The 25,743-nt window shown below is 66.4% G+C and carries 21 protein-coding genes; 5 read left to right on the top strand and 16 right to left on the bottom strand.

What is annotated here, in order from left to right; all coding sequences use genetic code 11:
* Positions 1-30: 30 nt before the first annotated feature.
* Positions 31-1,296 (bottom strand): dephospho-CoA kinase, encoded by a 1,266-nt coding sequence (coaE, locus tag VUN84_08990; GenBank protein ID XAS62490.1) that lies wholly within the window; start codon positions 1,294-1,296, stop codon positions 31-33.
* A 22-nt stretch (positions 1,297-1,318) separates the two neighbouring features.
* Here coaE and VUN84_08985 point away from each other — a divergent pair, with 22 nt between their 5' ends.
* Positions 1,319-2,020: a YigZ family protein gene (locus tag VUN84_08985; GenBank protein XAS62489.1), complete on the top strand. Its 702-nt coding sequence runs from the start codon at positions 1,319-1,321 to the stop codon at positions 2,018-2,020.
* Complete coding sequence (locus VUN84_08980; GenBank protein ID XAS62488.1) at positions 2,004-2,546, top strand: GNAT family protein; 543 nt, start codon at positions 2,004-2,006, stop codon at positions 2,544-2,546. The genes VUN84_08985 and VUN84_08980 overlap by 17 nt, the downstream gene beginning before the upstream one ends.
* Before the next feature lie 98 nt (positions 2,547-2,644).
* On the opposite strand, the gene VUN84_08975 is transcribed toward VUN84_08980, so the two are convergent.
* The 4 genes from VUN84_08975 to polA form a co-directional block, all read right to left on the bottom strand.
* Positions 2,645-3,082 (bottom strand): VOC family protein, encoded by a 438-nt coding sequence (locus VUN84_08975; GenBank protein XAS62487.1) that lies wholly within the window; start codon positions 3,080-3,082, stop codon positions 2,645-2,647.
* 240 nt (positions 3,083-3,322) lie between these two features.
* Positions 3,323-4,804, bottom strand: coding sequence for a 30S ribosomal protein S1 (rpsA, locus tag VUN84_08970; protein XAS62486.1), 1,482 nt, complete (start codon positions 4,802-4,804; stop codon positions 3,323-3,325).
* A gap of 212 nt (positions 4,805-5,016) precedes the next feature.
* Positions 5,017-6,303: a GNAT family N-acetyltransferase gene (locus VUN84_08965; protein XAS62485.1), complete on the bottom strand. Its 1,287-nt coding sequence runs from the start codon at positions 6,301-6,303 to the stop codon at positions 5,017-5,019.
* 70 nt (positions 6,304-6,373) lie between these two features.
* A complete protein-coding gene (gene polA, locus VUN84_08960) occupies positions 6,374-9,238 on the bottom strand; it encodes a DNA polymerase I (protein XAS62484.1) in 2,865 nt (954 codons plus the stop codon).
* Here polA and VUN84_08955 point away from each other — a divergent pair.
* On the top strand, positions 9,237-9,701 hold the full coding sequence (locus VUN84_08955; protein ID XAS62483.1) for a hotdog fold thioesterase: 465 nt from the start codon (positions 9,237-9,239) through the stop codon (positions 9,699-9,701). The genes polA and VUN84_08955 overlap by 2 nt on opposite strands.
* A 15-nt stretch (positions 9,702-9,716) precedes the next feature.
* Here VUN84_08955 and VUN84_08950 read toward each other — a convergent pair whose 3' ends face one another.
* The 9 genes from VUN84_08950 to VUN84_08910 form a co-directional block, all read right to left on the bottom strand.
* Positions 9,717-10,268 (bottom strand): dihydrofolate reductase family protein, encoded by a 552-nt coding sequence (locus VUN84_08950; GenBank protein ID XAS62482.1) that lies wholly within the window; start codon positions 10,266-10,268, stop codon positions 9,717-9,719.
* A gap of 44 nt (positions 10,269-10,312) precedes the next feature.
* Positions 10,313-10,534, bottom strand: coding sequence for a hypothetical protein (locus tag VUN84_08945; protein XAS62481.1), 222 nt, complete (start codon positions 10,532-10,534; stop codon positions 10,313-10,315).
* Positions 10,534-11,745 (bottom strand): anion permease, encoded by a 1,212-nt coding sequence (locus VUN84_08940; protein XAS62480.1) that lies wholly within the window; start codon positions 11,743-11,745, stop codon positions 10,534-10,536. The genes VUN84_08945 and VUN84_08940 overlap by 1 nt, the downstream gene beginning before the upstream one ends.
* Before the next feature lie 190 nt (positions 11,746-11,935).
* Positions 11,936-12,619 (bottom strand): hypothetical protein, encoded by a 684-nt coding sequence (locus VUN84_08935; GenBank protein XAS62479.1) that lies wholly within the window; start codon positions 12,617-12,619, stop codon positions 11,936-11,938.
* Between the two features lie 98 nt (positions 12,620-12,717).
* Positions 12,718-13,587 (bottom strand): universal stress protein, encoded by an 870-nt coding sequence (locus VUN84_08930; protein ID XAS62478.1) that lies wholly within the window; start codon positions 13,585-13,587, stop codon positions 12,718-12,720.
* A gap of 472 nt (positions 13,588-14,059) precedes the next feature.
* A complete protein-coding gene (locus VUN84_08925; protein XAS65730.1) occupies positions 14,060-15,373 on the bottom strand; it encodes an erythromycin esterase family protein in 1,314 nt (437 codons plus the stop codon).
* Positions 15,370-16,752, bottom strand: a complete 1,383-nt coding sequence (locus VUN84_08920) for an MBL fold metallo-hydrolase (GenBank protein ID XAS65729.1) — start codon at positions 16,750-16,752, stop codon at positions 15,370-15,372. Before VUN84_08920 ends, VUN84_08925 begins: the two co-directional genes overlap by 4 nt.
* Before the next feature lie 254 nt (positions 16,753-17,006).
* Positions 17,007-19,133: a hypothetical protein gene (locus VUN84_08915; GenBank protein XAS65728.1), complete on the bottom strand. Its 2,127-nt coding sequence runs from the start codon at positions 19,131-19,133 to the stop codon at positions 17,007-17,009.
* Complete coding sequence (locus VUN84_08910) at positions 19,130-19,408, bottom strand: hypothetical protein (protein XAS65727.1); 279 nt, start codon at positions 19,406-19,408, stop codon at positions 19,130-19,132. The genes VUN84_08915 and VUN84_08910 overlap by 4 nt, the downstream gene beginning before the upstream one ends.
* A 496-nt stretch (positions 19,409-19,904) precedes the next feature.
* Between VUN84_08910 and VUN84_08905 the strand changes: the two genes are divergently transcribed.
* Positions 19,905-21,677 (top strand): long-chain-fatty-acid--CoA ligase, encoded by a 1,773-nt coding sequence (locus VUN84_08905; protein XAS65726.1) that lies wholly within the window; start codon positions 19,905-19,907, stop codon positions 21,675-21,677.
* 6 nt (positions 21,678-21,683) lie between these two features.
* Here VUN84_08905 and VUN84_08900 read toward each other — a convergent pair whose 3' ends face one another.
* Positions 21,684-22,196 carry a TspO/MBR family protein gene (locus VUN84_08900; GenBank protein XAS65725.1) on the bottom strand — a complete coding sequence of 171 codons (513 nt, stop codon included), beginning with the start codon at positions 22,194-22,196 and terminating at the stop codon, positions 21,684-21,686.
* Positions 22,197-22,201: 5 nt separating this feature from the next.
* Entirely contained in the window at positions 22,202-23,023 is an 822-nt protein-coding gene (locus tag VUN84_08895) for a dienelactone hydrolase family protein (GenBank protein XAS65724.1), read from the bottom strand.
* A 212-nt stretch (positions 23,024-23,235) separates the two neighbouring features.
* Here VUN84_08895 and VUN84_08890 point away from each other — a divergent pair, with 212 nt between their 5' ends.
* The gene (locus tag VUN84_08890) at positions 23,236-25,587 is read left to right on the top strand and encodes an FdhF/YdeP family oxidoreductase (protein XAS65723.1); all 2,352 of its coding nucleotides are present in this window, start codon (positions 23,236-23,238) and stop codon (positions 25,585-25,587) included.
* Positions 25,588-25,743: the final 156 nt, after the last annotated feature.

Here is a 25,743-nt window from a genome sequence, read left to right as displayed (position 1 = left end):
TACCGCCGGGGTCCGACGGTTCACTGTGATTCAGCTTTGGGCGGTACCTGGGGCCGTTCCGTCCGGGGCAGGCTCAGGTCCTGTGCCCGTGGACGGCGGTGGCTGCCAGCTGGTGCGCTGCGCCCACGCCGCCATCCGTTCCGCTGCCTGCCCGGTGGACCAGGCGTCCTTGTCCGCGGCGGTCCCTGCCGTGGACTTTCCCGCGGCGTGTATCCTCGCAAGCCGGCGCTGCTCGGTGAGGTAGTCCGCCCGGGCGGCCGCGTCATTCCGCAGCCAGTCCCGGAAGCAGAGCGCGGACCCCCAGCCCGGAGATCCCACGGCCAGGACGTGGAGGTTAACGGTGCGGCCGGGGTCCGCGTTGGCGTGCAGCCGCTGCTGCCAGCCCGCAGGGTCGGGGTCCGTCGGACTGGACGTGTCAGCAACGACGCCGGGCCGCGCGGGGAACCCGGCGTCGGCCAGCAGCGGGGCAATCCGGTCCGCAGCGGCCATGTCCGCGACGCCGAGTTGGAGGTCCAGGGCGTCTGGGGCGGCGAGTCCGGGAACGGCAGTGGAACCGACGTGATCGAGTGCGAGGACTTCCTTCCCGGCGGCCGCCTGGAGGCGCGCCATGAGCCGGTGTGCCTGCCGGGGCCAGTCCGGGTTGGACGGCACCAGCACCGGCCCGTCGGTCCGGGGTGCCATGCGGTGCCTGGCCAGGTTGTCCGCGAACGGCGCCAGCCGAAACTTCCAAAGCCGGTCCACGGCGTCCCGGAGTTCTTCCTTGAAGCCGGAGTTCTCGAGAACGACGTCGGCCGCGGCGAGCCGGCCCTCCCGGCTGGCCTGCGCGGCCATCCGGGCCCGGGCGTCCGCGGCGGACATGTGCCGGTGCTGCATCATTCGTTGGACCCGGAGTTCATCCGGGGCGTCCACCACCACCACCAGGTGGAAGTTGGGTCCCTGGCCGGTCTCCACCAGGAGCGGAATATCCTGGACCACGATGCCGCCTTTCGGTGCGGCGTCGGCCAGCGCGGCGGCCCGTTCCCGGACCAGGGGATGAATGATGCCGTTCAGCACGGCCAGGCGTTCCGGGTCGCCGAAGACCAGGGCGCCGAGCTTCGGGCGGTCCAAGCCGCCGTCGGGCGCCAGGACGGCCTTGCTGAAGGCCGCCACGACCTGCTCGAGTCCCGGCGTTCCGGGGTGGACGACTTCGCGGGCCAGGGCGTCGGCGTCGATCACCACCGCCCCGAGTTCGCGCAGGCGCGAGGCGGCCACTGACTTGCCTGCGGCGATGCCGCCCGTCAACCCTATTTTCAGCACTCCACCAGACTAAACTGATCCGGTGGCTGAAGATGCGGTTTTCCCGGAGAGCAGGGCCGCCGTGTACACCACCCTGGCAGCCGGGCCGGCGTTCCGGCGGGAACTTGAGGTGAAGCGCTCCCGCTTCATCACCGTGCTGTACCGCACCCCGGATGAGGAGAGCGCCCGTACGTTCCTCGCCGGGCTGCGCCGGGAATTCCATGACGCACGGCATCACTGCTCCGCCTTCGTGCTCGGCCCGGACCGCGATGTGCAGCGGTCCCATGACGACGGTGAGCCCTCCGGCACGGCCGGCGCCCCGATGCTTGATGCGCTGCTGAAACGCGAAACCGGGCCCGGCATCACCGACCTTAGCGATATCACCGCGGTGGTGGTCCGTTACTTCGGCGGGATACTGCTGGGCGCGGGCGGGCTTGTCCGGGCCTATTCGGAGTCCGTGGCCGCCGCGTTGGCGCAGGCGCCCCTGGTGCAGCGCCGCCGGCTGCGGATCTGCACGGTACCCGTTGCCCACACGGCCGCCGGGCGGCTGGAGAACGATTTGCGTGCCGCCGGATACGTGATGGCCGCGACCGGATACTCGGCGGCCACGACAGTCCTGCGGCTGTCCCTTTCGGATGACCCGGTGGTTTTGGCCCGGGCCGGCGAACGGCTCGCTGCCCTCTCTGCCGGAACTGCCACGTTGGTGCCTGGCGGAACGGAGTGGATCGATGTCCCCCACAGCTGAGCATTATCCTCCCGCTGTCCTGCTGATTGACGTCTCCGGCCGGGTTCTGGAGCAACTCCTGACAGTGGCGATCCAGGATGCCGACGCGGACGAGGTGACGCCTCCCCCGGGCAGCGCCACGGGCTGGAATTCAGAACGGATCAGCTGGTTCCGGGAATACCACCTCGCGGCGGCAGCGCTGGACGGGCCCGCCCAGGAGAAAACATGGGCCATCAACGCCGGCGGGGAACTGGCGGGCTCGATCCGGCTCAAGCGGACCGGAGCGGACTCGCTGGAGACCGGAATTTGGCTGGGCCGCGGCTTTCGGGGCCAGGGAGTGGCACGCGAAGCGCTTCGCCTCGTGATCGGCCGGGCCACGGCGTCCGGAGCTGCCGTGCTGGAGGCCTACACCACCGCCGGGAATGCTGCAGCCCTGGTCCTGCTGCGCTCAGCCGGGGCGGAGCTGGAGGAGGGCGATGCTTCCGAAGCCGCCGCCGTCCCCGTCAGGGCCCGGATTGCGCTGCACAGGGGACATGCCCTCCCCTGACCTGCGCCACGGGACATGCCCTCCCCTGACCTGGGCCGCTGGACATAATCCTGTCATGCCCATTCCCGCCTCCCGCCACGGGACATGCCCACCGGCGGTTAGGTAGTTGGAGCCGCAATTTCCCAAATGTGGCCGCCCGGATCACGGAAGGTGGCCGTCCGGATGCCCCAGGGGCGGTCCATTGGGCCGTTGAGGAGCCCGACGCCGCGGCCGGCCAAGGCGGCGCACGTCGCGTCGACGTCGTCCACTTCCAGGGTGAACTGCGTGCGGGCACCTGACTCCGGGGATGCCACCAGGGCCGGTCCGATGAGTTCGGGGGCCTCCGCCGATGCCAACAGGTTAACCAGGGTGTTCCCGAATCTGAAGACCACGGACGCCTCATCCTCGAACGCCACGGGCAGCCCGAAGACCTCACCGTAAAAGCGTTTGGTCCCTGGCAGGTCCTCCACGAACAATGTGATGGCACCGATGCCGCCCGGCCAGGGTCTGGCAAACACTGCCCCGGCCGTCTCCGGACCGTTCGAATTCCCCGCCATGACTTCTCCCCACCGTGCCGTGTACTCAGTCTGCCCAGTCTGGGCGGACGATGCCTTGCCGTCAAGGATTCCCCGGGTACGGAAGCAGGCGCAGGAGCGCGGGCCCCGCGCTGGACGTTGGGGCAGGAACGGTCCCACAACGAAAAGGTGGCCGCCCCTGGGGACGGCCACCTTCGTGGTGCTGGATCAAGCTACGAACTGCCTGGCCCGGGGAGCGGACTCCGCCGGACCGGAGGGCAATTAGTTGCCGGTCAGCTTCTCGCGCAGAGCAGCAAGAGCCTCGTCGGAAGCGAGCGTGCCGCCACCGGTGTTGGACTCGGCCACAGCCGGCTCGGAGGAGTAGCTGGTGGTGCCGGAATCGCTCTCACCGGACGTTGCAGCTGCAGCGTCATCGGCAGCGTGCTGAGCAACCTGCTTCTTGTGGGCTTCCCAGCGGGTCTGGGCGTCAGCATACTGCTGCTCCCAGGCGGCGCGCTGCGTCTCGTAGCCTTCGAGCCACTCGTTGGACTCCGGGTCGAAGCCCTCCGGGTACTTGTAGTTGCCCTCTTCGTCGTACTCTGCGGCCATGCCGTAGAGAGCCGGATCGAATTCGGTGGACTCGGCGTCGACGCCCTCGTTGGCCTGCTTGAGGGACAGCGAGATGCGGCGGCGTTCGAGGTCGATGTCGATGACCTTGACGAACAGCTCGTCTCCTACCGAGACAACCTGCTCTGCCAGTTCAACGTGGCGCACGGCGAGTTCGGAGATGTGGACCAGGCCTTCGATGCCGTCTTCAACGCGAACGAACGCGCCGAACGGAACGAGCTTGGTGACCTTACCCGGCACAACCTGCCCGAGGGCGTGGGTGCGGGCGAAGGTCTGCCACGGATCTTCCTGCGTGGCCTTGAGCGACAGGGACACGCGCTCGCGGTCCAGATCGACCTCGAGGACCTCGACAGTGACTTCCTGGCCAACTTCGACAACCTCGGACGGGTGGTCGATGTGCTTCCAGGACAGCTCGGAAACGTGGACGAGGCCGTCTACGCCGCCCAGGTCCACGAAGGCACCGAAGTTGACGATGGAGGACACGACGCCGGGACGGACCTGGCCCTTTTCCAGCTTGTTGAGGAACGTGGAGCGGACCTCGGACTGGGTCTGCTCGAGCCATGCACGGCGGGACAGCACAACGTTGTTGCGGTTCTTGTCCAGTTCGATGATTTTGGCTTCGATCTTCTGACCGATGTACGGAGCAAGGTCGCGCACACGGCGCATCTCGACGAGGGATGCGGGCAGGAAGCCGCGCAGGCCGATGTCGAGGATAAGACCACCCTTGACAACCTCGATGACGGTACCGGTGACAACACCGTCTTCTTCCTTGACCTTCTCGATGTCGCCCCAGGCACGCTCGTACTGAGCGCGCTTCTTGGAGAGGATCAGGCGGCCTTCTTTGTCTTCCTTGGTGAGCACCAGGGCTTCGACGAGATCGCCAACGGAGACGACGTCTCCGGGATCAACATCGTGCTTGATGGACAGCTCGCGGGAGGGAATGACACCTTCGGTCTTGTAACCGATGTCGAGCAGAACTTCGTCGCGGTCGACCTTGACGACGGTACCTTCGACGAGGTCTCCGTCGTTGAAGTACTTGATGGTGGCGTCGACTGCTGCGAGGAAGTCCTCAGCGGTACCGATGTCGTTAATGGCGACTACGGGTGTACCGGGCTTCTCGGTGGAGGTGATGGTCATGTAGTAGGGGCTCCGTTGTGGATAGTGAGTCGGTCAGGCAAACCGCTGCGCCCGCGTCGGCGACACGGGCACAGAACACGGCGTAGTGCCGGGTCATCCTGATTTGTGGATTGAAGATGCGCGCACGTAGTACACGCCCGCTCAGTCTAGTCGTACACGCGAACGCCGGTCAAAGCGCGCCGCGGCCGCGCCGGACGCTTCCGCCGCGGCTGCTAGAAGTGCGTGAGGCAGTGCGCCGGGCGTTCAACCGCGAACATCCCGGCTGCGCGGAACGCCGCGCCGGTTGTCTTCTCCTGCATCCGCCCGGACGCGGCCAGCGTGACCGGGTGCACACCGCCGAGGTAGACCGAGGACAGCGCCGCTACGTCCAGTTCAAGGTCGACGACCGCGTCGCCCGCTTCCGTGACGACGGCGGCACCCCCGTTCACGTCCAGGGCGAACGTGCCGCCGGTCAAACCGAGCGGATCCGCCACTTTGAGCACTAGCCGGCCGTCGGCCGGGTAATGGCGGGCGGCCAGGGCCTTCTGCACGTCCAGGATCCGCAGCCAGAGCATGTCCCGGGCCCCTGAGGCGTCAACGCAGCGCGGGTCCTCGAGGGCCCAGGGCAGCGGATCGTCCACCGGCGCCTCGTCCCAGGTGACGCGTTCGACGAGGTCGATGGCGCCGAGGTATTGCCAGAGTTCAAGGTAGCCGGCCCGGGTGGCCGCCACCAGGTCGAGGACCTCCATCGTGTAAGGGGTGCTGGACCAGCCGCCGAACTTATAGGACACGTAGCCGTCCACGCCGCCGTCGGGGCCGTAGTGCAGCGCGACCTTGACTTTTGCGTCCTCCCCGTCTTCGCGGCTCACAGCACCGGACGCGAACTGACGGTAGTACTCGTGCCGGCCGATGGAGCCCGGCGTGAGGCGGTGCAGGCGGTCGAAGACCGCCGAAGCCAGTTCGAGGAGGACTTTGGGATCGGCCACCTCGACACTGCCGACCGGGGTGTGGTTTACGACGAAGCGGGCGCTGGTGTCGACCTTGATCGACTGCTCCCGGGTCGCGACGCCGAACCCGAAGCGGCCGTAAATGGACGCTTCCGAGGCGGTCAGGGCCGCCATCGCCAGACCTTCCCCCCGTGCCAGCCCCAGTTCCTCGGCCATCATGCGGCGGAGCAGCCCGCGGCGGCGGTGCGAGGTCCGCACGGTCACGGCCGTCACGAGCCGGGTGTCGAGGAGCCGCCCGAAGCCGATGTTCAGCGTCTTGTCCAGCGTGCCGAAGGTCGCCACGGGAACATCGGCGTCGAGGGAATGGCCGGCGACGGGCCCGGCCTGGTAGGCGCCGGTCATCACCCGCCCGTCCGTGCGCTGCATCTCGATGCCCTTGTCCACCCGCTCGTCGCTGCGGCGGGCGTCATGGAAGCCGAAGGCCACGGCGCGCATCCAGGCGACGCAGTCCGGGTACGCCGGGTCGTCCTTGGCCGCAGGTTTGAACCGCCTGATCTCGTACTGCTCTGCCACGTGCTTCCCCCTGAAAATTCCTGCGACTTTGAAAGAACTGAAAAGGCCTTGCCGTGCCGGCCCTCGGGCGTTAGTGCCCCGCCTCGTACCAGCTGGTGCCGATGCCGATCTGCACGTCCAGCGGAACGGTCAGGCTGGCGGCCGAGCCCATCTGCTCGGTCACCAGCTTCTCAACTGCCTCGCGCTCGCCCTGCGCCACCTCGAGGACGAGTTCGTCATGGACCTGCAGCAGCATCCGGGATTTCAGGCCCTGGTCAGCCAAGGCCCCGGAGACACCAAGCATGGCCCGCTTAATGATGTCAGCGGCCGAGCCCTGGATGGGCGAGTTCAGGGCAATGCGTTCCGCATTCTCGCGCAGCTGGCGGTCAGTGCTGGTGAGGTCCGGGAGGTAGCGGCGGCGGCCTTCGATGGTGGCGGTATAGCCGTCGATCCTGGCCTGGTCCACAACGCCGCGGAGGTAGTCGCGCACAGCACCGAACCGGTCGAAGTAGTCCTTCATCAGCGTCCGCGCCTCATCGACGGAGATCTCCAGCTGCTTGGACAGCCCGAACGACGTCAAGCCGTAGGCAAGGCCGTAGGACATGGCCTTGACCTTCGAGCGCATCGCACTGGTCACCTGGTCCGTGGGGACGTGGAAGATGTTCGAGCCCACAAAGCGGTGCAGGTCCTCACCGTCCTGGTAGGCCTGGATCAGGCCTGCGTCTCCGGAGAGGTGGGCCATGATGCGCATCTCGATCTGCGAGTAGTCTGCGGACAGCAGGCACTCATAACCGTCGCTGACCACAAAGATGCCCCGGACGCGCCGGCCTTCCTCGCTGCGGATGGGAATGTTCTGGAGATTGGGGTTATTCGAGGAGATCCGGCCGGTGGCTGCCACGTTTTGTGCGTACGTGGTGTGGATCCGGCCGTCGTCCGTCACGGACTTCTTCAGCGACTCCAGCATCTGCCGCAATTTCGCGGATTCACGGTGCGCCATCAGCTGCACCAGGAATTCATGCCCGGTTTTTTCCAGCAGATTCTTGAGGGACGCCGCGTCGGTGGTGTAGCCGGACTTGATTTTCTTGGTCTTCGGCAGCCCCAACTCTTCGAAGAGCACCGTCTGCAGCTGCTTGGGTGAGCCAAGATTGACCTCATGGCCGATCGCGGCGAAGGCAAGCTCCTGGGCGTTGTCGATCACCTTGGCGAGATCCGCCAGTTGTTCGTCCATCCGCGGCATGTCGATGGCGATGCCCGTGAGTTCCATGTCAGCAAGAACGCGGCTGACGGGCAACTCAAGGGTGGTCAACAGCTCCTGGGCCTTGCGTTCGGCCAGTTCTGTCTCGAAGAACCGGCTCAGCGCCTGGACGACGGCAGCCACCTGGACCAGTTCGCCGGCCGCGGCGGCATCATCGCCGTCGAACGTTAGCTCCAGCTGTCCGGCCTTGGCGACGTCGGTTGAAATGCTGATGTTGAGGTGGTGCTGGGCCAGTTCGGCGAGTTCATAGCTGCGGCGGTCGGGCTGGATGAGGTAACCGGAGATCGAGGTGTCGTCCACCACGCCTTGCAGGCCCAGGCCGCGGCTGGATAGGGCTTTAAGGGCCGCCTTGTAACCGTGCAGCACCTTGGCCGCACCGGCATCCCGGAGCCAGCCGGCCAAAACGTTTTCGGCGGCGGCGTCCTGGCTCGCGAGGTCGATGTATGCCGCCCCGTGGTCGTGAACGATGGCGATGGCGGCGGCGTCCTCAACGATCCGGCCAGGGACCAGGTCAACGGCGAGGGCTGCGCGCTGGCCCGTTCCGGATGCAAGGAACGCGGTCAGTTCGGCAGCGTCCCGGGGGGTCACGAAATTAGGGGTCTCAAGGCTTTCCCGCTCCGCTTCGGCCACCTCACTGCCGTAGAGGGCAAACAGCCGGGTGCGGATGGTCTTGAACTCGAGCTCGTCGAACAGTTCCTCGAGCGCGGCCTGGTCCGGCCGCGGTTCCGCGAGTTCGGCCAGGGTCACCGGAAGGTTGAGGTCGGTGTGCAGCCGGTTGAGGCGGCGGTTGCGCTTGACCTCGTCCACGTTGTCCCGCAGCGAGTCCCCCACCTTGCCTCCGATGGCGTCGAGGTTCTCCAGGACCCCCTCCAGACCGCCATAAAGGTTGATCCATTTGGCCGCCGTCTTGGGTCCGACACCGGGAACGCCGGGAAGATTGTCCGCGGTCTCTCCGACCAAGGCTGCGAGATCCGAGTACTGGGCGGGGCTGACAAAGTACTTATCCTGGATGGCCGTAGCGTCCATCCTGGGAATGTCACTGACCCCCTTACGGGGATACAGCACAAAAACGTTGTCTGTAATTAGCTGGAAAGCGTCCCGGTCGCCTGAGACCAGGAGCACCTCGAAGCCGGCCTTTTCGCCCATGGCGGCGAGGGTCGCGAGGATGTCATCAGCTTCGTAGCCGGGCATTTTGATGGTTTTGATGCCCCACGCGCCCATGACCTTGTCGATCAGGTCTATCTGGCCGCTCATTTCCCGGGGAGTCTCGTTGCGTCCGCCCTTGTACTCGCTGTATTCGGCCTTGCGGTGCGTAGTGTCGTCGGAGACGTCAAAAGCGACGGCGACGTGGGTGGGTTTCTGCTCCTTGATCAGATTGATGAGCATGGAGGTAAACCCGTGGATCGCGTTGGTGTGTTGTCCTGAGGCGGTGGAGAACTTGTCCGCAGGGAGGGCGAAGAACGCCCGGAACGCCATCGAGTGACCGTCCAGGACCAGCAGGCGGGGCTGGTCAGTCAGCGGAACAACCGGTGCTTCGGTGGCGGAAACCGGCGCTGGCGCCGTACGGGATGTCCGGGCGGGAGCAGAGGAACCCGCTGCCCCGGTCCCGGGAACCGGAAGAAAGCCGTCCGCGGTGTCCGTTGAAAGAAGGGAAGGGGCCGGTTTGGTAGTTTCGCTCACAGGTGCCAGCCTAGTTCCCATGACGGACAATTTCACGCCGGGCCCTTACGCGGCCGAACTCGCAGCTGCCGGGATTCCCGAGGACATGCACGACTGGCTTGGCCAGTTCGGTGTGGGAGCGCTGGTGGTGAAGATGGGAATCCATTTCCTGGAGATGAGCCCCCAGCGCACCGTGGCGACCATGCCCGTGGAAGGCAACACGCAGGTGGCGGGAATCCTCCACGGCGGAGCCCACGTAGTGCTCGCCGAGACGCTCGGGTCGTTTGCCGCCGGCATGCACGCCGGTCCCACGCGCCAGGCGCTGGGTATCGACGTCAGTGCGACCCATCACCGGGCCGTCACCTCGGGCACCGTGACCGGTACATGCACCGCCATCCACCTTGGCCGCACCCTCACCACGCACGAGATCGTTATGACGGACGAGCAAGGGCGGCGGCTGTCCACGGCGCGCATCACCAACCTGATCCGGGACACGGGACAGTAGCCGCCGAGGGCGGGCCTACGCCGGGCCCCTGACCAACCGGTAGCGCAGCTCAACGATGCCCCGCCCCATCGTGTGCGAGGACAACAGTTCCAAGGGCGGCGTGGGGCTCGACAGGGGCAGCACCGCTTTGCCGTGGCCGAGAACCACGGGAATGATTGAGATGATGATCTCGTCGAGCGCACCGGCATCGGCGAACTGGGCCGCCAGGATTCCGCCGCCGACGATCCATACGTTCCGGCCCCGCGCGTCGGTTCGAAGGTCCTCGACGAATTCGGCGACAGGACCGCGGACGAAGGTCACGTTGGCGCCCCGGGGGGCCGAGAGTTCGTGGTGGGTGAACACCCAGCAGGGCGTCGCGGGATACGGCCAGGAGTCCGGTTCATGCTTCTGGAGCCAGGCGTACGTGTCGCCGCCCATCACGATGCATCCGACATCTGCCAGAAAAGCGTCATAGCTTTCCTTGCCGCCGGCAAACCCGTCGAACTGCAGCAGCCACTCAAGTCCGTCATCGGCGGTGGCGAGAAACCCGTCCAGCGAGGACGCGACGAAATACTGGAAGCCGGCCATGGGCACAGCCTAGCTAATTCCGGCCTGGGTTCCCATCCCCCGCACTACTTGCTGAAGTAGGGAATGATCAAGTAGAGCCCGAACAGCACGGCCAGCCCGCACAAGCCGAAACACACGACGGCGAGCGGCCGGACCCAGGCCGGCTTCCTCTCACTAACGTCACCGGCGATGGCGGTGAGGCGCACCCCGAGGGAGTACAGCACCACCACGGTCACCGCCGAGATGAGGGTGGCGCCTGCCACTTGGACCAGTTCCAGCCACTTCATTACAGTTCGCCCTCCGGCTTGTTGTTGGCGCGGCTGACGGCCAGCGCCTTCTTTTTGCGGAACCTCACGGCCGCGCCGGCTTCCTCGACCTCAACAGCGTTGTGGTGGCCGATATGCGACTTCTTCGAGTGCAGGAACATGTACAGCACCGCACCGGTGCCCGCCACGGCGGCAATCACAATGCCCACGACGCCGGTCTTCACCAGGATGGCGGTCAGGGCGCCCACCATTCCGGCAGCGGGCAGGGTGAACAGCCAGCCCAGGGCAATCTTTCCGGCTGTGCCCCAGCGGACGGTGGTACCGCGGCGGCCCAGCCCCGAACCGATGACGGACCCGGAGGCCACCTGGGTGGTGGACAGCGCAAAACCTAAGTGCGAAGACGCCAGAATGGCGGACGCCGTGCTGCTTTCAGCGGCAAAGCCCTGGGCAGGCTTGACGTCGGTGAGCCCGGATCCCATGGTGCGGATGATCCGCCAGCCGCCGGAATACGTGCCGATCGCAATGGCGAGGGCGCAGGAGGCGATAACCCAAAGCTGCGGACCGGAACCAGGCTGTTGGGTACCGGCGGCGATCAGTACCAGGGTGATGATGCCCATGGTCTTCTGGGCGTCGTTGGTGCCGTGCGCCAGGGCAACGAGGCTGGAGGTAAAAATCTGGCCATTCCGGAAGCCGCCGCGCTTTTGCGTGAGCTTGCTGCCGGTCTCCGGATCGTGCCGGGCCGTGAGCCCGTAAGCGAGTTTGGTGCACAGGTACGCGACTCCGCCTGCGATGATGGGCGCGAAGACGGCAGGGAGGATCACCTTCTGCATCAGGCTTTCAAAGTTGATCGAATGGATCCCGATGCCGGCGATGGCCGCACCAATCAGGCCGCCGAAGAGCGCATGCGAGGAACTCGACGGGAGGCCCTTCAGCCATGTGATCATGTTCCACAGGATGGCGCCCATCAGCCCGGCGAAGATGATGTCCGGAGTGATCTGGATCCCGTCGGAGCCTTCCTTGATGATTCCACCGGATACGGTCCTCGCCACTTCCGTGGACAGGAAGGCCCCCACCAGATTCAGCACCGCCGCGAGGGCTACTGCCGTTTTGGGTTTGATGGCGCCGGTGGCGATGGGCGTGGCCATCGCATTGGCCGTGTCATGAAATCCGTTGGTGAAGTCAAAAAAAAGCGCCAGCACAATTACCAGCGCCACCATGATGGTGATTTCCACCTGTTGCCCAATCTGCAGAGTCGACGGTCAGCAGTTTCATTCCCCGTTGCCGCAATATTCATCCAGAGTTACCGGGAGGACGCGCAGCGTTCAGCAAAGTAGCTTGACGGCTTAAATCGTACGGTGGAAAGGGGGCAGGGCAAAACGACCGGTCAACCCGCCGTGCCGCGGGGCCGGGCGCCGGCTCCCGTCAGCCCTGATGGAGCTCCGGTGCCCGTCCGGCGTCGATCATTCCGGCGATTTTTCCCTCCAAGGCGGCGAGGGTGGCGTCGGGCAGCACGATCAGCCCGTCCAGTTCGCGGCGCGCCCGTTTATAGGCGGTTTGCCGCTCCGCCGGTGTGGCGGCGGCATCGGCGGCTATCCTCAGCAGCTTCCTGGCGGTCGCCAGGCGCACCCGCTCCGGGGCGCTGAAATTTCCGTCCTTGATTCGTCTGGCTTCCCGCTCAGCAACGTCAAAGGCGAGTTCGAAAGCGTTCACGGCCCCGCGGTATTCCGACAGCCGAGCCGTCGTTGTGATGTCCTCCGGGGCACCGGGCCGCATCGCGTCAGCGGTGCGCTTTGACCGCAGGAAGGCCACGGTCAAAGGTTCTCGGACGTCGGTCATAACCGGAAAGTCGATGAGCTTTCCCGCGTCCAGTTCGTAGTCGAGCCACCGCCGGTTCACGTCGTCGTGGGCCGCCATGAGCTGCACGACCTCGGACCGGGTCACCCGATCCACTGCCGCTGCCTGGTTTCGGAGGGTGTAAAGCTCCACTTTTCGCCGGTGCCGGCGTTCGCTGGCTTTGGACCAGGAGCGCGCCCAGCCGCCGAACAGACCGCTCAGCGGAAAGATGAGCCACCAGAAGTGGCCGGCAAATTCGAAGAGGTGCTCCACTGGATCATCCTCCCATCCGGCCCGGGCGGGCTCAAGGGTTACCCGCTGAAAAGCCCCTCCCTGGAGGGGCCCGTCAGCGGGGAGTGTTACTGCTCCGGTCAGTCCCCGTGCTTGACCTTGTGCACCCGGGTGACGATGGTGGGGCATGGCAAGCTGAGCAGGACGGCGTGGGCTGTGGAGCCCAGCAGCATCCTGGAGAAGCCACCGCGCCCGCGGCTGCCGATCACCAGGAGCCGGGCAGTCCGGGCAGCCTCGACCAGTGCCTTGGCGGGGTCGGCGTCGGACTCCAGGCGCTGGTGGACCACCAGGTCCGGGTACTTATCGCCCAGCCCGGCAACGGATTCGGCGAGGACCACCCGGTCTTCTTCGAGGATGGTCCCGGCGAGGCTGCTGTCGGGCAGCTGGTTTTCGAGCCAACGGGCCGGCCTGCGGAACGCAAGGATGACCGTCAACTCATCCCCTCCCCGGTCCGCTTCGGCCGCGGCGAGCTCCACAGCCTGCAGGGACTCTTCGGAACCGTCCACACCCACCACGACGCCGTGGCCGCCGGCGCCGCGGTTCAGCGGGATCACCGCTGCAGGGATTTCCGAAGCCGATACGATCTGCAGCGCACGGTCGGTCATGGGCCCGCCGTCCATCCAGTGCTTGTCGTGCTCACCCACAACCACCATGGAAGCCTCCTTGGAGACTTCCCGAAGGACCGAGCCGCCGCTGCCGTGACGGAGTTGAATGTCCACCTTCACGCCGGGCGTCTGCTCGCTGGCACTGGCTTGCGCCTTTTGGAGAAGCTCCATGCCGGATTGCCTGATGAGTTCGTGGTATTGAAAGTCCGGGGACATCCAGCGGTCATCCACGGCGTGAATGACCGTGACCGGGAGCTTCTGCCGGGCCGCCCGCTCCAGGGCCCACGCGAGTGCGGCCTCACTTCCGGGGGACTCGTTGATACCGACGACGATTGGTTTACTCATTCTGAACCCTGCTCTTTCCATGGCGCGGTCTGTTGTGCCCGGCACTCTCCGGGGGCAGCCCAGGCATCCGCCGGCACTTCAGTGTGCACCGGGCCCAGCCCCACCGGTTAGGGGCTTAAGCCCTCCACTCCCCAGGGGTCCCCTGCGCAGCGTCAACCCATGCAGCGGGTGCTTTGCCGGCCGCCAGCGCGTGGTAGGCGGCCTCCGGGGAACGGGCCGTCCGCCGGGCGGCGCATCTGGAATTCCCTGCCGCCCCGTGGCCGGGTGGCCGGGTGGCCCTGTGAACAGCGGCAGGAGCGTTTCCTCGCCGCTGTCCGGCCGGCAACCCGACGGCGGTTTCGGGGTCCACCCGTACCCGGCCCTGCTCTCATTTTCCCGGAGGTGGAAACTGTCCGAAAATCCCCGGGCCCTGGACTCCGTCGGACCTACTGCGGATCAAGATGCCACCGGCCGGCCGGACTATGCCGGCGGCTCAGTAGCCGGTCGGTTCCGTCTCGAATTCCGGGTCCCGCGGAGGTCCTTCATGGTGCACCGGCCGCAGGGCATGGGTGCTCTCCAGCCAGATCAGCGCGTCGTAGCGCTCGCCGATCCGGGTTGGAACGTAGTTCCCGGACTCCCGCTCCGGATGGTAGACAACGCCGATCGCACGGTGGCCAAACCAGCTGGAAAGCCACGGGCCCGATCTGTCCTCCCCGAATTCCAGTACTGACGGCACCCCCAGCGCCTGGTGCAGAAGATCCTCGTGGCTGCCCGGCCGCGCCGGCGGAACCGGCATGATCCGCTCCGCGCTGCCCCAGGCATCCGCCGCCATGACGTGGCCCCGGTGGCCGGCCAGGCCCACCAACATCACGCCTTCCGCGGCGTGCCGTTCGCGCAGCAGCTGCCCCACGTTGATGAGTCCGTCCTGGGCCATGTCCGTGCCGCGGGCATCGCCCACATGGGTGTTGTGCTCCCAGACGATGCCCTTTGAACCGGGACCCAGGTGCCGGCTGAGCCGGTCGATGGTGTCGGCCATGTGGTGGTCGCGGACGTTCCAGGACTGGCGGTCTCCGCGGACCATGATCCGGTAATAGTGTTCGGCGTTGGCTGCCACCTCGGCGTTCTGCACGGCGTCGAACGCTGCCTCGTCCTGACGGTCCGGACTGGACGCGCGGCGGCGGATCTCGGTGAGGAGCGCGATCACATCGGCTTCGCAGGACGCTGGGACCAGCCGGGTGTTCCAGGCGTACTTGTGCGGGTCCTCCTGGTGGGGCAGGAAGCACTGCCAGGCACGCATGGCATCGGCAACGGCGTCGGGAGCATTCTCTTGGAGCCAGCCGATGATCGCGCGCAGCGAATCCCACAGCGAGTACACGTCGAGGCCGTAAAAACCGACCCGTCTGCTGGCTGGACGGCGGAGGTTCCACGTGCGGAGCCAGTCCAGGAACGCCGCCACTTCCTCATTTGCCCACATCCAGGTAGGCCAGCGTTCAAAGCCGGCGAGCAGGGCGTGGACACCCTGGTCCTGCCCGGTCTCGCCCCGCACCCAGCGGTTGATCCGCCAGCAGTCGGGCCAGTCCCCCTCGACACCGATCCAGTTGTACCCGTCCTCTTCGATGAGGCGCTTGCTGACGGTGTCCCGCCACGTGTAGAACTCGTGGGTGCCGTGGGACGCCTCACCGACGGCAACAAACCGGCAGTCCCGGGCGCGCCGGACCAGCCCGTCAAGGTCCCGGTCGGTCTTCAGCGGACGTGCCAGCGAGTGGATTTCCGCCAGTACCGGGGCTTTCCCGACGCCGGAGGTCACCGGGGCTCCGCGATGGAGACCGTTTCGAGGTGTTCGGGGACGCGGGTGCGCCAGCCCAGCTCGCGCTTGATCCGCAGACGGAGGGCGTCCGAGGCGTCCGGTTCGCCGTGGGTGATGTACGTCATCCTGGGTGCTCTCTCCGCGGCTTTCATCCACGCCATCAGCCCGTCGCCGTCTGCGTGCGCCGACAAGTTTTCCATCTGGACCACCTCGGCCCGGATCTTGATGTCCTCGCCGTAGATACGCAGTGCGCGTTCGCCGGCCGCCAGCATCGCACCGCGGGTGCCGCCGGCCTGGTAACCGCTGAGGATCACGGCGTTTTTCGGATCGGGGCCATAGGCGGCGAGGTGGTGGAGGATCCTTCCTCCGGTCAGCATGCCACTGGCTGAGATGATGATCATCGGCCCCCCGCGGAGGTTCAGCAGTTTGGATTCGTCGACGGAACGGGTCAGCTTCGCCACCTTGTACATGTTCAGGTATTCCTGCGCGTTGAGGCGGTGCTCCTCGGGGTGCCGTTGGTACATTCCGGAGGCGTCGATGGCCATCGGGCTGTTGAGGTAGACCGGGATATCGGGAATCAGGTTCTTGCTGCGGAGACGGGAAAGGTGCAGCATCAAGGTCTCGGCGCGGCCGACGGCGAACGCCGCGAACAAGACCACACCGTTGCGCTTCGCGACCCGGTTGATAATGTCCCGCAGTTGCCCTTCAGGATCCGCCGCGGAGTGTTTCCGGTTCCCGTACGTCGACTCCGTCACCAGGACATCGGTGCCGCCCAGGGGCCGGGGCGGGTTCATCAGCGGGTCATCCACCCGGCCCAGGTCGCCAGTGAAGTGCACCGCGAGCGCCCCGATCCGGACGTGGACCTGGGCAGCGCCCAGGATGTGGCCGGCGGGAACAAACGTCAATTCCATTCCTCCGCCCAGGTCGCGGGGAACGTCGAAGCCGAGCGCCTGAAAGCTGTTGAGCGAGGTCACGGCGTCGGCAGCCGTGTACAGCGGAAGCGCCGGGTGATGGCTGCTTGACCCCGTGTGGGTGGCGTAGCGGGCCTCCTCCTCCTGCAGGTAGCCGCTATCGGGCAGGAGCAGCTTGCAGAGGTCCGTGGTGCCGTCAGTGGCAATCACCGGCCCCGTAAATCCGTCCCGCACGAGGGCCGGGATGTAGCCGGTGTGGTCCAGGTGCGCGTGGGTCAGGACCACGGCGTCAATGGAGGCCGGCCGGACCGGGAAGGGCAGCCGGTTGCGTTCCCGGCTGCGTTTGTAGCCCTGGAACAACCCGCAGTCCACGAGTATGCGTTTGCCGCCCGCCTCGATCAGATACCTCGAGCCGGTGACGGTATCCGTAGCGCCGAGGAAACGGAGGGTGGGCTGATGGTCTGTCATGGTGCTTCCGATCCCGCATGACGCACTTGAAATGGCATGCAGCGAGGCGAAACGGCGCCGTTGGCCGGTACTGGCGATGCACCCAGCTTCCATCCGTACCACCGCGGGACCTAGGGCCAAAGGTCACCACCGGCCGTCGCCGGAAAGGGCCGAGGTCCTGACCGGTCCGCCCACGCAGAACCGCCGGCGGCTTCGGAAGGACTCCGAAACCACCGGCGGTTCGTTGCTTGGCAGGCAGGGCCGCCAGGTGCTGGTTACCGGAAGATATCCCGGGCCACCCCCATGATGATCCTGTCTCCCGGAACAGATTTCCGGAGGTAATCCTCTACCGCCCAGTCATCCAGCGCAATGCAGCCGGCGGTGGGAACTTTGTGCTCGTGAAGGAAGATGGCGAAACCGGCGTCCTGCACAATTTCCGAATCCGGCGGCCGGTTGTAGTTGAGCACAGCCCCTTGGCGGTAGTCGTGGGACCGGCCTGTGGCGAAGTACCACATGTTCTCATCCCAACCCACCCAGGACGTGGATTCATGGTACTTGTTGTAGGTGGCCGTCCACGGGTTGCCGCCCCAGCGCGAGTTGGGATTCAGCAGCTTGTAGGGAAGTGCCGTCCCGGGATTGCCGAGTCCGAACGCTTCAGTCACCGAGTAGGAGCCAGTGGGCGAGAAGTTGTAGCGTGTCGGTCCGGAAGGTACTCCCGGCGGCTTAAAGCCACTGGCGCCAACCCGTCCGTCGGTCCTCCAGTCGATCACGTAGGTTCCGGCAACCCGCTTGCAGTAAACGACGGCGGCATACGACTGCCCGTAGTCCGCGGCGTAGGTCAGCAGCACATGCTTGGCGCCGCCGGCAGTGTATTTGACGCCCCCCTCGTTGAGGTTCGAGCACTCCGAACGGCCGTAGTCCCTGGACGTCGTCGGCGTCCAGGTGATGTAACCGCCCTGGAACGCCTGCGCGCACTCGCCGCCGGTGCACACTTCGGGTGCTGCCGGATAGCCGAGATAGCTCAGGTGCCAGCCCATGGACTCGTACTTGGTCTTCATTCCGCCACGGACAGGCTGGGCGCCTGTCGCCGGGGACCAGAAGATCACTCCGCCCTGGAACCACTGGTAGCAGCCGCCCCTGGGTTGGTTGCAAATCTCGTTTTCGATCGGGTACCCGAGATAGCCGGTGACGCCACCTTGATCCTGGTAGCGTCCCTTGATGGCACCGTTGACCGACCGGGCCCCGGTGGCCTGGGACCAGAAGATGGTTCCGCCCTGATACTCCTGGCGGCAACCGGACCCGGGAAGGCCGCAGACTTCCTCGGTTGTGGGATAGCCAAGGCCGCCGTTCTCGTAGCCGCGGCTTGCCCAGTCACGGCGCATGGCGCCCTGGCTGATGTGGGCTCCGCTTGCGGGCGACCATACGATCGCACCGCCCTGGTAATTCTGGTAGCAGCCCTTGGCTTTGAGGCCGCAGGTTTCCTTGGACGTGGGGAAACCCAGCTTTCCACGCTCGGCATCTGCGTCTTTGTACAGCCCGCCGACCGCTCCGGGGGCCCAGACCCCGAACGCACCGGTTTTCGCCGACCACATGATCTTGAACTGCCCAAAATCCTGGGCGCAGCCTTGGTCCTTGAGCGTGCAAGTTTCCGCCGAGGTGGGATACCCCGTGCCCGCGTATCCGCCGTACACCTTGTAGACCGCGGCGCCAATGGCACCCCGGGTCCACACCTGATGGTGGCCGCCGGCTGCTGACCAGGTGAGGTCAGTACCCCGGGAAAACCGTTGAACGCAGCCGTCCGCGACGCATTTCTCGTCGGCGATGGGATACCCGAAAGCGGCAATCCCGCCCTGGGACTTCCATTGGGGTCCGGTCTTTCCGGCGGCAAACAGGACGGCTTTGGCGCCCGTTGCCAGGGTGTAGTAAATCTCGCCCGAGGTGAAAGGCTCGACGCAGAGTCCGGCGGGGTCGCACTTTTCGTTGGCGGTGGGTTCGCCCAGCGGACCTGCGGCGCCGCCGAGTTCCCGCCATTTAGCGCCGATGGCACCGAAAGGAACAGGGGCAGCATCTTCGCTGCTGCCTCTGGCGGCGGGCGCGGAGCTCACCGGCGCGGGCGCGGTCCCGCTTTGCGTTGGCGCCGGGGTAGCGTCCGGCGTCGTCGGTGCGGAATCAGCCGGGGTTGCCGTGGCCGGGGCAGCCGGCACCGGAGCGGTGGGATTCGCGCTGGCCGAGGGCGTGGCCGAGGGTGATGGCGCGACCATCCGGCTTGGCGGTGCGGACGGGACGGGCGTCGGCGTGGCTGTCGTCGCTTGGGCGGGAACCGCCAGGCCGGCCATCAGCAGCGCCGACAGGGTGACGCCAGCGGCCGCGGATTTCCGGGAGGTTTTGAACAGCGGCTTCATTTGGAGACCACCGCCTCGCAGGCAGCTCCGGCCGGTGCGCCGGACGCGAAGTTATCGGCCCGGACCGTCACCGACGCGCCGGCCGTTACTCGTTGTTCTATCAACGCGTGGCCGGCAGGGCTGCTGGTCGCGCCCACGGCCACCGCCACCGTGTAGGTGACGTCGGTGGAACCCTGATTGCTCAGCGTGCCCGAGAAGGACCACGAGCCTGCAGCGTCCGGACTGCATGTGACGTCGCTGAGAGCGTCGGAGGCGAGCGCCGAAGGCGCAGGCACCCCGGTTGCCGGCGCAGGGGTCGTCGGTTGCGGTGCTGTACTGGAAACAGCCGCTGCACTCGAGGCTGCCGTCGAGGCCGACGGCTGCGGCGACTGCGAGGATCCCGACGAAGTCGGCAGACTGGGCGCCGGCGGACTACAAGCGGCCAAGGCTATGATGCCCACCGCGCACCCCCCAAAGAGCGGTGTCCATTTGTGCATTTTTCCTCCATAGTGATGGCAGGCTGCGGGCCGGAGAGAGTATTTGTCCGGATGAGCCTGCCGAGATATCGGGCACGCTATCAGAGAACGTCTTCCCCGGGCTGTCAAACTCTCATAAAAGTCAAATCGTTGCCCGCCGCAATTGTCCAGCCGGTCCAGCCGGGTCCCGCGGGCTGGCGGGTGCCTGTCCGCACGCCGGCTGGCCCGGGCACCGGTAGGCTTTTCCCGGCGGGCTCCTTGGCCCGGCGACACCCTCCCGGGCGCACCCGGCGGATACCAGTGGCAAGGATGGATCATGAAGCACAAACCCTCACGTGCGGCGCGCAGCAGACCGGCGCAGCGGGCCGGTCAGTCCACCGGCGACCGTCCGTGGACTGGTTCCTACAGTCCGGGGGTGCCGGCTGACCTGGCGCTTCCAACGGGGACGCTCGTGGACCTCGTGGACGACTCGGTGCGGCGGTACGGGTCCAAGACGGCGCTGGAGTTCTTCGGCGCCCGCACGAGCTACCGCGAGTTGGGCGCGCTGATCAGCCGCGCGGCTGCGGGACTGGAGAAATTGGGTGTCAAGGCCGGTGACAGGGTCGCACTGGTGCTGCCGAACTGTCCGCAGCACATCGTTGCTTTCCATGCCGTCCTGCGCCTCGGCGCCGTGGTGGTCGAACACAACCCGCTGTACACGGACCGGGAACTGCGCCACCAGTTCGAGGACCACGGCGCCGTCGTCGCGATCGTCTGGGACAAGGCTGTGGAAAAGGTCCGCCAACTGCCGGCCGACGTCGGGCTCCGGAGCATCGTCTCCGTGGAACTCATTCCGGCCATGCCCCTGCTGCAGCGGCTGGCACTCCGGCTTCCGGTGGGCGCGGCCCGCAAAGCCCGCGCCGCCCTGACGGTGGGCCGGCACGAGCCGAAGGGCCGGCCCACCCCGGCTGTGCGGCCCGTGCTGCCCTGGCCGGGTCTCCTCGACGCCGGCGAGCTAAGGAAGAAGCACCCGCGCCCCGCGGCCCAGGACCTCGCCGTCCTCCAATACACCTCCGGCACCACCGGGCTCCCCAAAGGAGCCATGCTCAGCCACGCCAATCTGCAGGCCAACGCCGCGCAGGGCCGGGCCTGGGTGCCGGGGCTCAAGAACGGCCGGGAAACCGTATACGCCGTACTGCCGATGTTCCACGCGTACGGCCTGACCCTCTGCATGACGTTCGCCCTGAGTATCGGTGCGAAGCTGGTCCTCTTTCCGAAGTTCGACGTCGACCTCGTGTTGAAGGCGCTCAAGAAGTCCCCGGCGACGTTCCTGCCGGCCGTGCCGCCGATCTATGACCGGATCGCCGCCGCCGCCGCTGAACGCGGCATCGGGCTGGACAGCATCCGCTTCTCGATCTCGGGCGCCATGAATTTGCCGACGGCAACGGTGGAGACCTGGGAGAAAGCGACCGGCGGCTATCTGATCGAGGGCTACGGACTGACTGAAACCTCGCCGATCGCAATCGGCAACCCTTTCGGTCCCAGCCGCAAACCCGGGACCGTGGGCGTGCCCTTCCCGCTGACCGACATCCGGGTCGTCGATCCCCGGAACGCCGCCGTGGATCGCGCCCCGGGCGAGGAGGGCGAGCTCCTCATCCGCGGGCCGCAGGTGTTCACTGGATACTGGAACCGTCCGGAGGAGACCGAGGAAGCCCTGCTCGACGGCGGCTGGTTCCGCACGGGCGACATCGTCTCGGTGGACGACGAGTACTTCGTGACAATCCGCGACCGGATCAAGGAACTGATCATCACCGGAGGCTTCAATGTCTCACCCAGTGAGGTGGAGGATGTGCTCGCCACGTATCCGGCCGTTTCGGAAGTCTCGGTCGTAGGTCTCCCCCGGCCCGGGGGCGGCGAGGACGTCGTCGCCGCCGTCGTTCCTGTCCCGGGCGCCGCCATCGAGCCCGACGCGCTCTTGGCCTTCGCCCGCAAACACCTGACCGCCTACAAGGTGCCGCGCAAAGTGGTGGTGCTCGATTCGCTTCCGCGTTCCTTGATCGGCAAGGTCCTTCGCCGCGAGATCCGGGACACCCTCGTGGCCGGGCGCTGATCCGGGTTACCGCCGGTCAGCGGCCTGCGGATTCAGCCGCGCGATCGCCGTGGACAGAGCCGTCGCGAAGCCGCACCACAGCGCGTAGGGAGCCAGGGATACGCCGGCTCCCGGGCTGAGCCGGTAGGTTCGGCGGACCAGGTCTGCGCTGCTTGCCGTCAAAACAGCGCACTCAGCCGCAGCCAGCCACGGCCGGCGGGAGCGCCAGAAGAGCCAGCTCCACGCGGCATTGAGGGCGAAGTTCACGGCCAACGCGCCCCGGTAGGCGCGCAGTTCCTGCGCCGCCGTTGTGTGTCCGGGGGTGTCGGAGCCCTCGTCGCTGTCCAGCGCGACGGCGGAACTCACGGCGAGATCCGCGTAGAGCGCCGTCCAGACCACCGGAAACGCGATGGCGGGCGGCTGCCAGTCCGGTTTACGCAGCGCCCGGTACCAGCTGCTTTCCGGGTCCGTCGCCACTCCGCCGGCCGCGGCCGTCGCCGCAGTCGCGGCGGAAGTCCACACCAGTGTCTTCAATTTCATGACTTCTACTTCTCCTCTGTTTCCGGGGTTGGCGCCTTGGGGCGCAGGCGCTCGCCGATGAATTCGATGGTCCGATCAAGGGCAGCCTGCGTCGGGTGGCCCGGTGTATCCACGAGGTCAACTGTCAGAACGCAGTGCGCGGACTGCGGGATCCCGAACGGGTTCCCGGGTGAGGAATCGATGTCGATGCCTTCAAAACCCGCACCGAATTCGCGCCGCATCGTGGCGAAACGCTCCGCCGGGCACGCCCGGTCATTGCTGAAGCGCAAGCCGAGGAGCCGCAGCCCCTGGGCGGTCCGGTCCTTGACGCGCGCCAGTTCGGTCTCGTCCAGGCCGACGGCGGCCCGTCTCCGGGCGGTCAAGCCCGCCGGCAGCACGGGCTGGCTCATGACCGGCGCGAGCACGGCCGGCTCCAGCGCCATGGCGAGGGCGAAACTGCCCGTCATGCACATTCCGATCGCTCCGACGCCTGGGCCGCCGCACTCCTGGTGGGCCCGGCCGGCGAGGGCCCGCAGCCAGCCCGCCGCGGGGCTGCTCCGGTTCGCCAGGACCGCGAATTCCCGCGAAATGCAGACCTTCGCAATGGACTGAACGATGCCCTTCCCGGCTGGTCCGCCGGGACGTCCGAACATGGAGGGGAGGTACACGGTGTAGCCCCGGCCGATCAGCCTGCGGGCGAGGTCCAGCACCCCCGGGTGGATACCCGGGACCTCGTGGATCAGGATCACCGCCGGGCCCGCACCTGCCCGGAAGACCTGGTGGCGGATGTTCCCGTGACGGAAGGTCGACTCGGTGAAACCGGCCAATGATTCCTGTTGCTTCGCCATGCAGGGCCCTCTCGGTTCCGGGCGGTCACCGTCCCTACACTGCAGCCGTCCCGGTACCGCACATGCTACGGAACTGCGGCGCCGCCGTCGACGCCGGATCCCTCGCGGCGCTCCGGCCCCACTGATAGGCGTGGCGCTGGCCGAAAGGTAGTGTGCTTAGTAGAAGAGAAGCGCCGGCCTGAGCAGGCGGCGGTTGTAGAAGGGAAGTTCACATGACCCGCAAGAATCCCCACGTCGAGGAAAACGACGAAAAGGACATCGTTGTCGGAGATGGTCCCAAGAACTGGGCAGCTGGCATTCCCGGAGTGTTGCACTCCATGAAGCCCGCCATCGAGCACATGGGCGTGAATCGAACGCGCAAGACCGTGCTGGCGATGAACCAGAAGGACGGCTTCGACTGCCCCAGCTGCGCGTGGCCGGACCCGCATCATCGCAAGGCGTTCGAGTTCTGTGAGAACGGCGCCAAGGCCGTCACCTGGGAGGCCACCCCGGTGGTGATCGGCACCGGGTTCTGGGCCGAGCATTCGGTCAGCGAACTGCGGACCAAAAGTGAATACTGGCTGGGAATGCAAGGCCGGCTCACTGAGCCGGTGTACAAGCCGGCCGGCGAGGACCACTACAAGCCGGTGTCCTGGGCGGAGGCGATCAGGATCATCGCGGACAAGCTCAACAGCCTGGACTCGCCGGACGAGGCCGCCTTTTACACGAGTGGGCGCACCTCCAACGAGGCAGCTTTCCTTTACCAGCTCATGGTGCGCGGCTATGGCACCAACAACCTGCCCGACTGTTCCAACATGTGCCACGAATCCTCCGGCTGGGGAATGGGCCAGACCATTGGCATCGGCAAGGCCACCGTCAGTTTCGACGACTACGCCAACGCGGACCTGATCATCATCATGGGGCAAAACCCGGGCACGAACCACCCGCGCATGCTGACCGAACTGGAGGCGTGCAAGGAGAACGGCGGCGAAATCGTGGCCGTCAATCCGTTGCCGGAGGCCGGACTGCGCCGGTACAAAAACCCGCAAAAGGTCAAGGGTATTGTGGGCCGCGGCACGGAGATTGCAGACCAGTTCCTGCACATCCGCATTGGCGGGGACATGGCGCTGCTGCAGGCAGTCTCGAAGCGGGTGCTTGAGGCCGAGGCGCGCAACCCGGGCACGGTCCTGGACCAGGCGTTCCTTGACGAGCACTGTGAGGGGCTGGAGGAACTCCGGGAGCACCTCAGCCGCGTAGACGACGCCGAGGTCCTGACGGCCACGGGGCTGCGCACCGAGGACATCGATGAACTTGCCGCGCGCTACCTGAAGGCCGAAAAGGTCATCATTACCTGGGCCATGGGCATCACGCAGCAGAAAAAGGGCGTGGCGACCATCAAGGAGATCATTAACCTGCTCCTGTTGCGCGGCAACATCGGCAAGCCCGGAGCCGGCGCCTCCCCCATCCGCGGCCACAGCAACGTCCAAGGTGACCGCACCATGGGCATCTGGGAGCAGATGCCGCAGTCCTTCATGGAGGCCCTTGGGGAGGAGTTCGGCTTTGAGCCGCCCCGCGAACACGGCGTAGACGCCGTCGAAACGATCAACCGGATGCGCGACGGCGGGATCAAGGCTTTCGTCGCGCTCGGCGGCAACTTCGTGGGCGCCATGTCGGACACCAATGCCACCGAGGCCGCCATGGAGAGCACGGAACTCTCGGTGCAGATTTCCACGAAACTCAACCGCTCCCACACGGTCACGGGCGCCGAAGCGCTGATTTTGCCCACCATGGGCCGCACGGAAATCGACATCCAGGAATCAGGACCGCAGTTCGTTTCGGTGGAGGACACCGTGTGCGCCGTGCACCCCTCATGGGGCCGTGTGGAACCGGTTTCGCACAACCTGCTGTCCGAGCCGGTGATTGTCAGCAGGCTCGGCAAGGCGCTGGTGGGGAACAAGATCAACGCGGACTGGGACGGCTTCGAGAAGAACTACGACGCCATCCGGGACCACATTTCGCGGGTCGTCGGTGGTTGCGAGGACTACAACGAACGGATCCGGCATGAAGGCGGCTTCGTCCTGGAGAACGGGCCGCGGGATTCGCGCACCTTCCCCACCCCGACCGGCAAGGCCGTGCTGACCGTCAACGAGTTGGAACACGTGGAGAGGCCCGCAGGCACGCTGATTCTGCAGACCATGCGCTCCCACGACCAGTTCAACACCACCATCTACGGGCACAACGACCGCTACCGGGGCATTAAGAAGGGCCGGCATGTGGTCTTTGTGAATCCGGAGGATATTACGGAGCTGGCCCTGGCCGACGGAATGTTCGTCGATATCCGGGGCGAGTACCAGGACGGCGCGGAGCGCGTGCTTCGCAATTTCCGGGTGGTCTCCTACCCGACCTCCCGTGGCTGTGCGGCCGCCTACTACCCGGAAGCAAACGTGCTGGTGCCTCTGAACCACACGGCCGACGGCAGCAACACTCCGGTTTCCAAGGCCGTCATCGTGCGGCTTGAGCCCAGCGAGGACCAGGCGCCGGCCGGCACGGTTGCCGCGGTCTCTGTTGCGGCCCAGACGCAGTAGCAGTCCCGCCGGCGCAGGGCGGGTCCTGCGGGGTTTCCCCCCAGCAGGACTTGCCCTGTACCGGCAACAGCCGGTGGCTCCAACCCCGGGACGTCCCCCCGGGGACAACGAATGGGCATGTCCCGCGGGGGGTTCACCACCCGCGGGACATGCCCT

Source organism: Micrococcaceae bacterium Sec5.8 (genome assembly GCA_039636775.1).
Classification (GTDB): domain Bacteria; phylum Actinomycetota; class Actinomycetes; order Actinomycetales; family Micrococcaceae; genus Arthrobacter.
This window is presented reverse-complemented; position numbering and strand designations above follow the sequence as displayed.

Excerpts from the sequence above, each read along its gene's own strand:
- VUN84_08980 (XAS62488.1), top strand. The coding sequence starts at position 2,004 with ATGTCCCCCACAGCTGAGCATTATCCTCCCGCTGTCCTGCTGATTGAC.
- VUN84_08975 (XAS62487.1), bottom strand. The coding sequence starts at position 3,082 with ATGGCGGGGAATTCGAACGGTCCGGAGACGGCCGGGGCAGTGTTTGCC.
- rpsA (XAS62486.1), bottom strand. The coding sequence starts at position 4,804 with ATGACCATCACCTCCACCGAGAAGCCCGGTACACCCGTAGTCGCCATT.
- VUN84_08955 (XAS62483.1), top strand. The coding sequence starts at position 9,237 with ATGACGGACAATTTCACGCCGGGCCCTTACGCGGCCGAACTCGCAGCT.
- polA (XAS62484.1), bottom strand. The coding sequence starts at position 9,238 with ATGGGAACTAGGCTGGCACCTGTGAGCGAAACTACCAAACCGGCCCCT.
- VUN84_08950 (XAS62482.1), bottom strand. The coding sequence starts at position 10,268 with ATGGCCGGCTTCCAGTATTTCGTCGCGTCCTCGCTGGACGGGTTTCTC.
- VUN84_08945 (XAS62481.1), bottom strand. The coding sequence starts at position 10,534 with ATGAAGTGGCTGGAACTGGTCCAAGTGGCAGGCGCCACCCTCATCTCG.
- VUN84_08930 (XAS62478.1), bottom strand. The coding sequence starts at position 13,587 with ATGAGTAAACCAATCGTCGTCGGTATCAACGAGTCCCCCGGAAGTGAG.
- VUN84_08920 (XAS65729.1), bottom strand. The coding sequence starts at position 16,752 with ATGACAGACCATCAGCCCACCCTCCGTTTCCTCGGCGCTACGGATACC.
- VUN84_08915 (XAS65728.1), bottom strand. The coding sequence starts at position 19,133 with ATGAAGCCGCTGTTCAAAACCTCCCGGAAATCCGCGGCCGCTGGCGTC.
- VUN84_08905 (XAS65726.1), top strand. The coding sequence starts at position 19,905 with ATGAAGCACAAACCCTCACGTGCGGCGCGCAGCAGACCGGCGCAGCGG.
- VUN84_08900 (XAS65725.1), bottom strand. The coding sequence starts at position 22,196 with ATGAAATTGAAGACACTGGTGTGGACTTCCGCCGCGACTGCGGCGACG.
- VUN84_08895 (XAS65724.1), bottom strand. The coding sequence starts at position 23,023 with ATGGCGAAGCAACAGGAATCATTGGCCGGTTTCACCGAGTCGACCTTC.
- VUN84_08890 (XAS65723.1), top strand. The coding sequence starts at position 23,236 with ATGACCCGCAAGAATCCCCACGTCGAGGAAAACGACGAAAAGGACATC.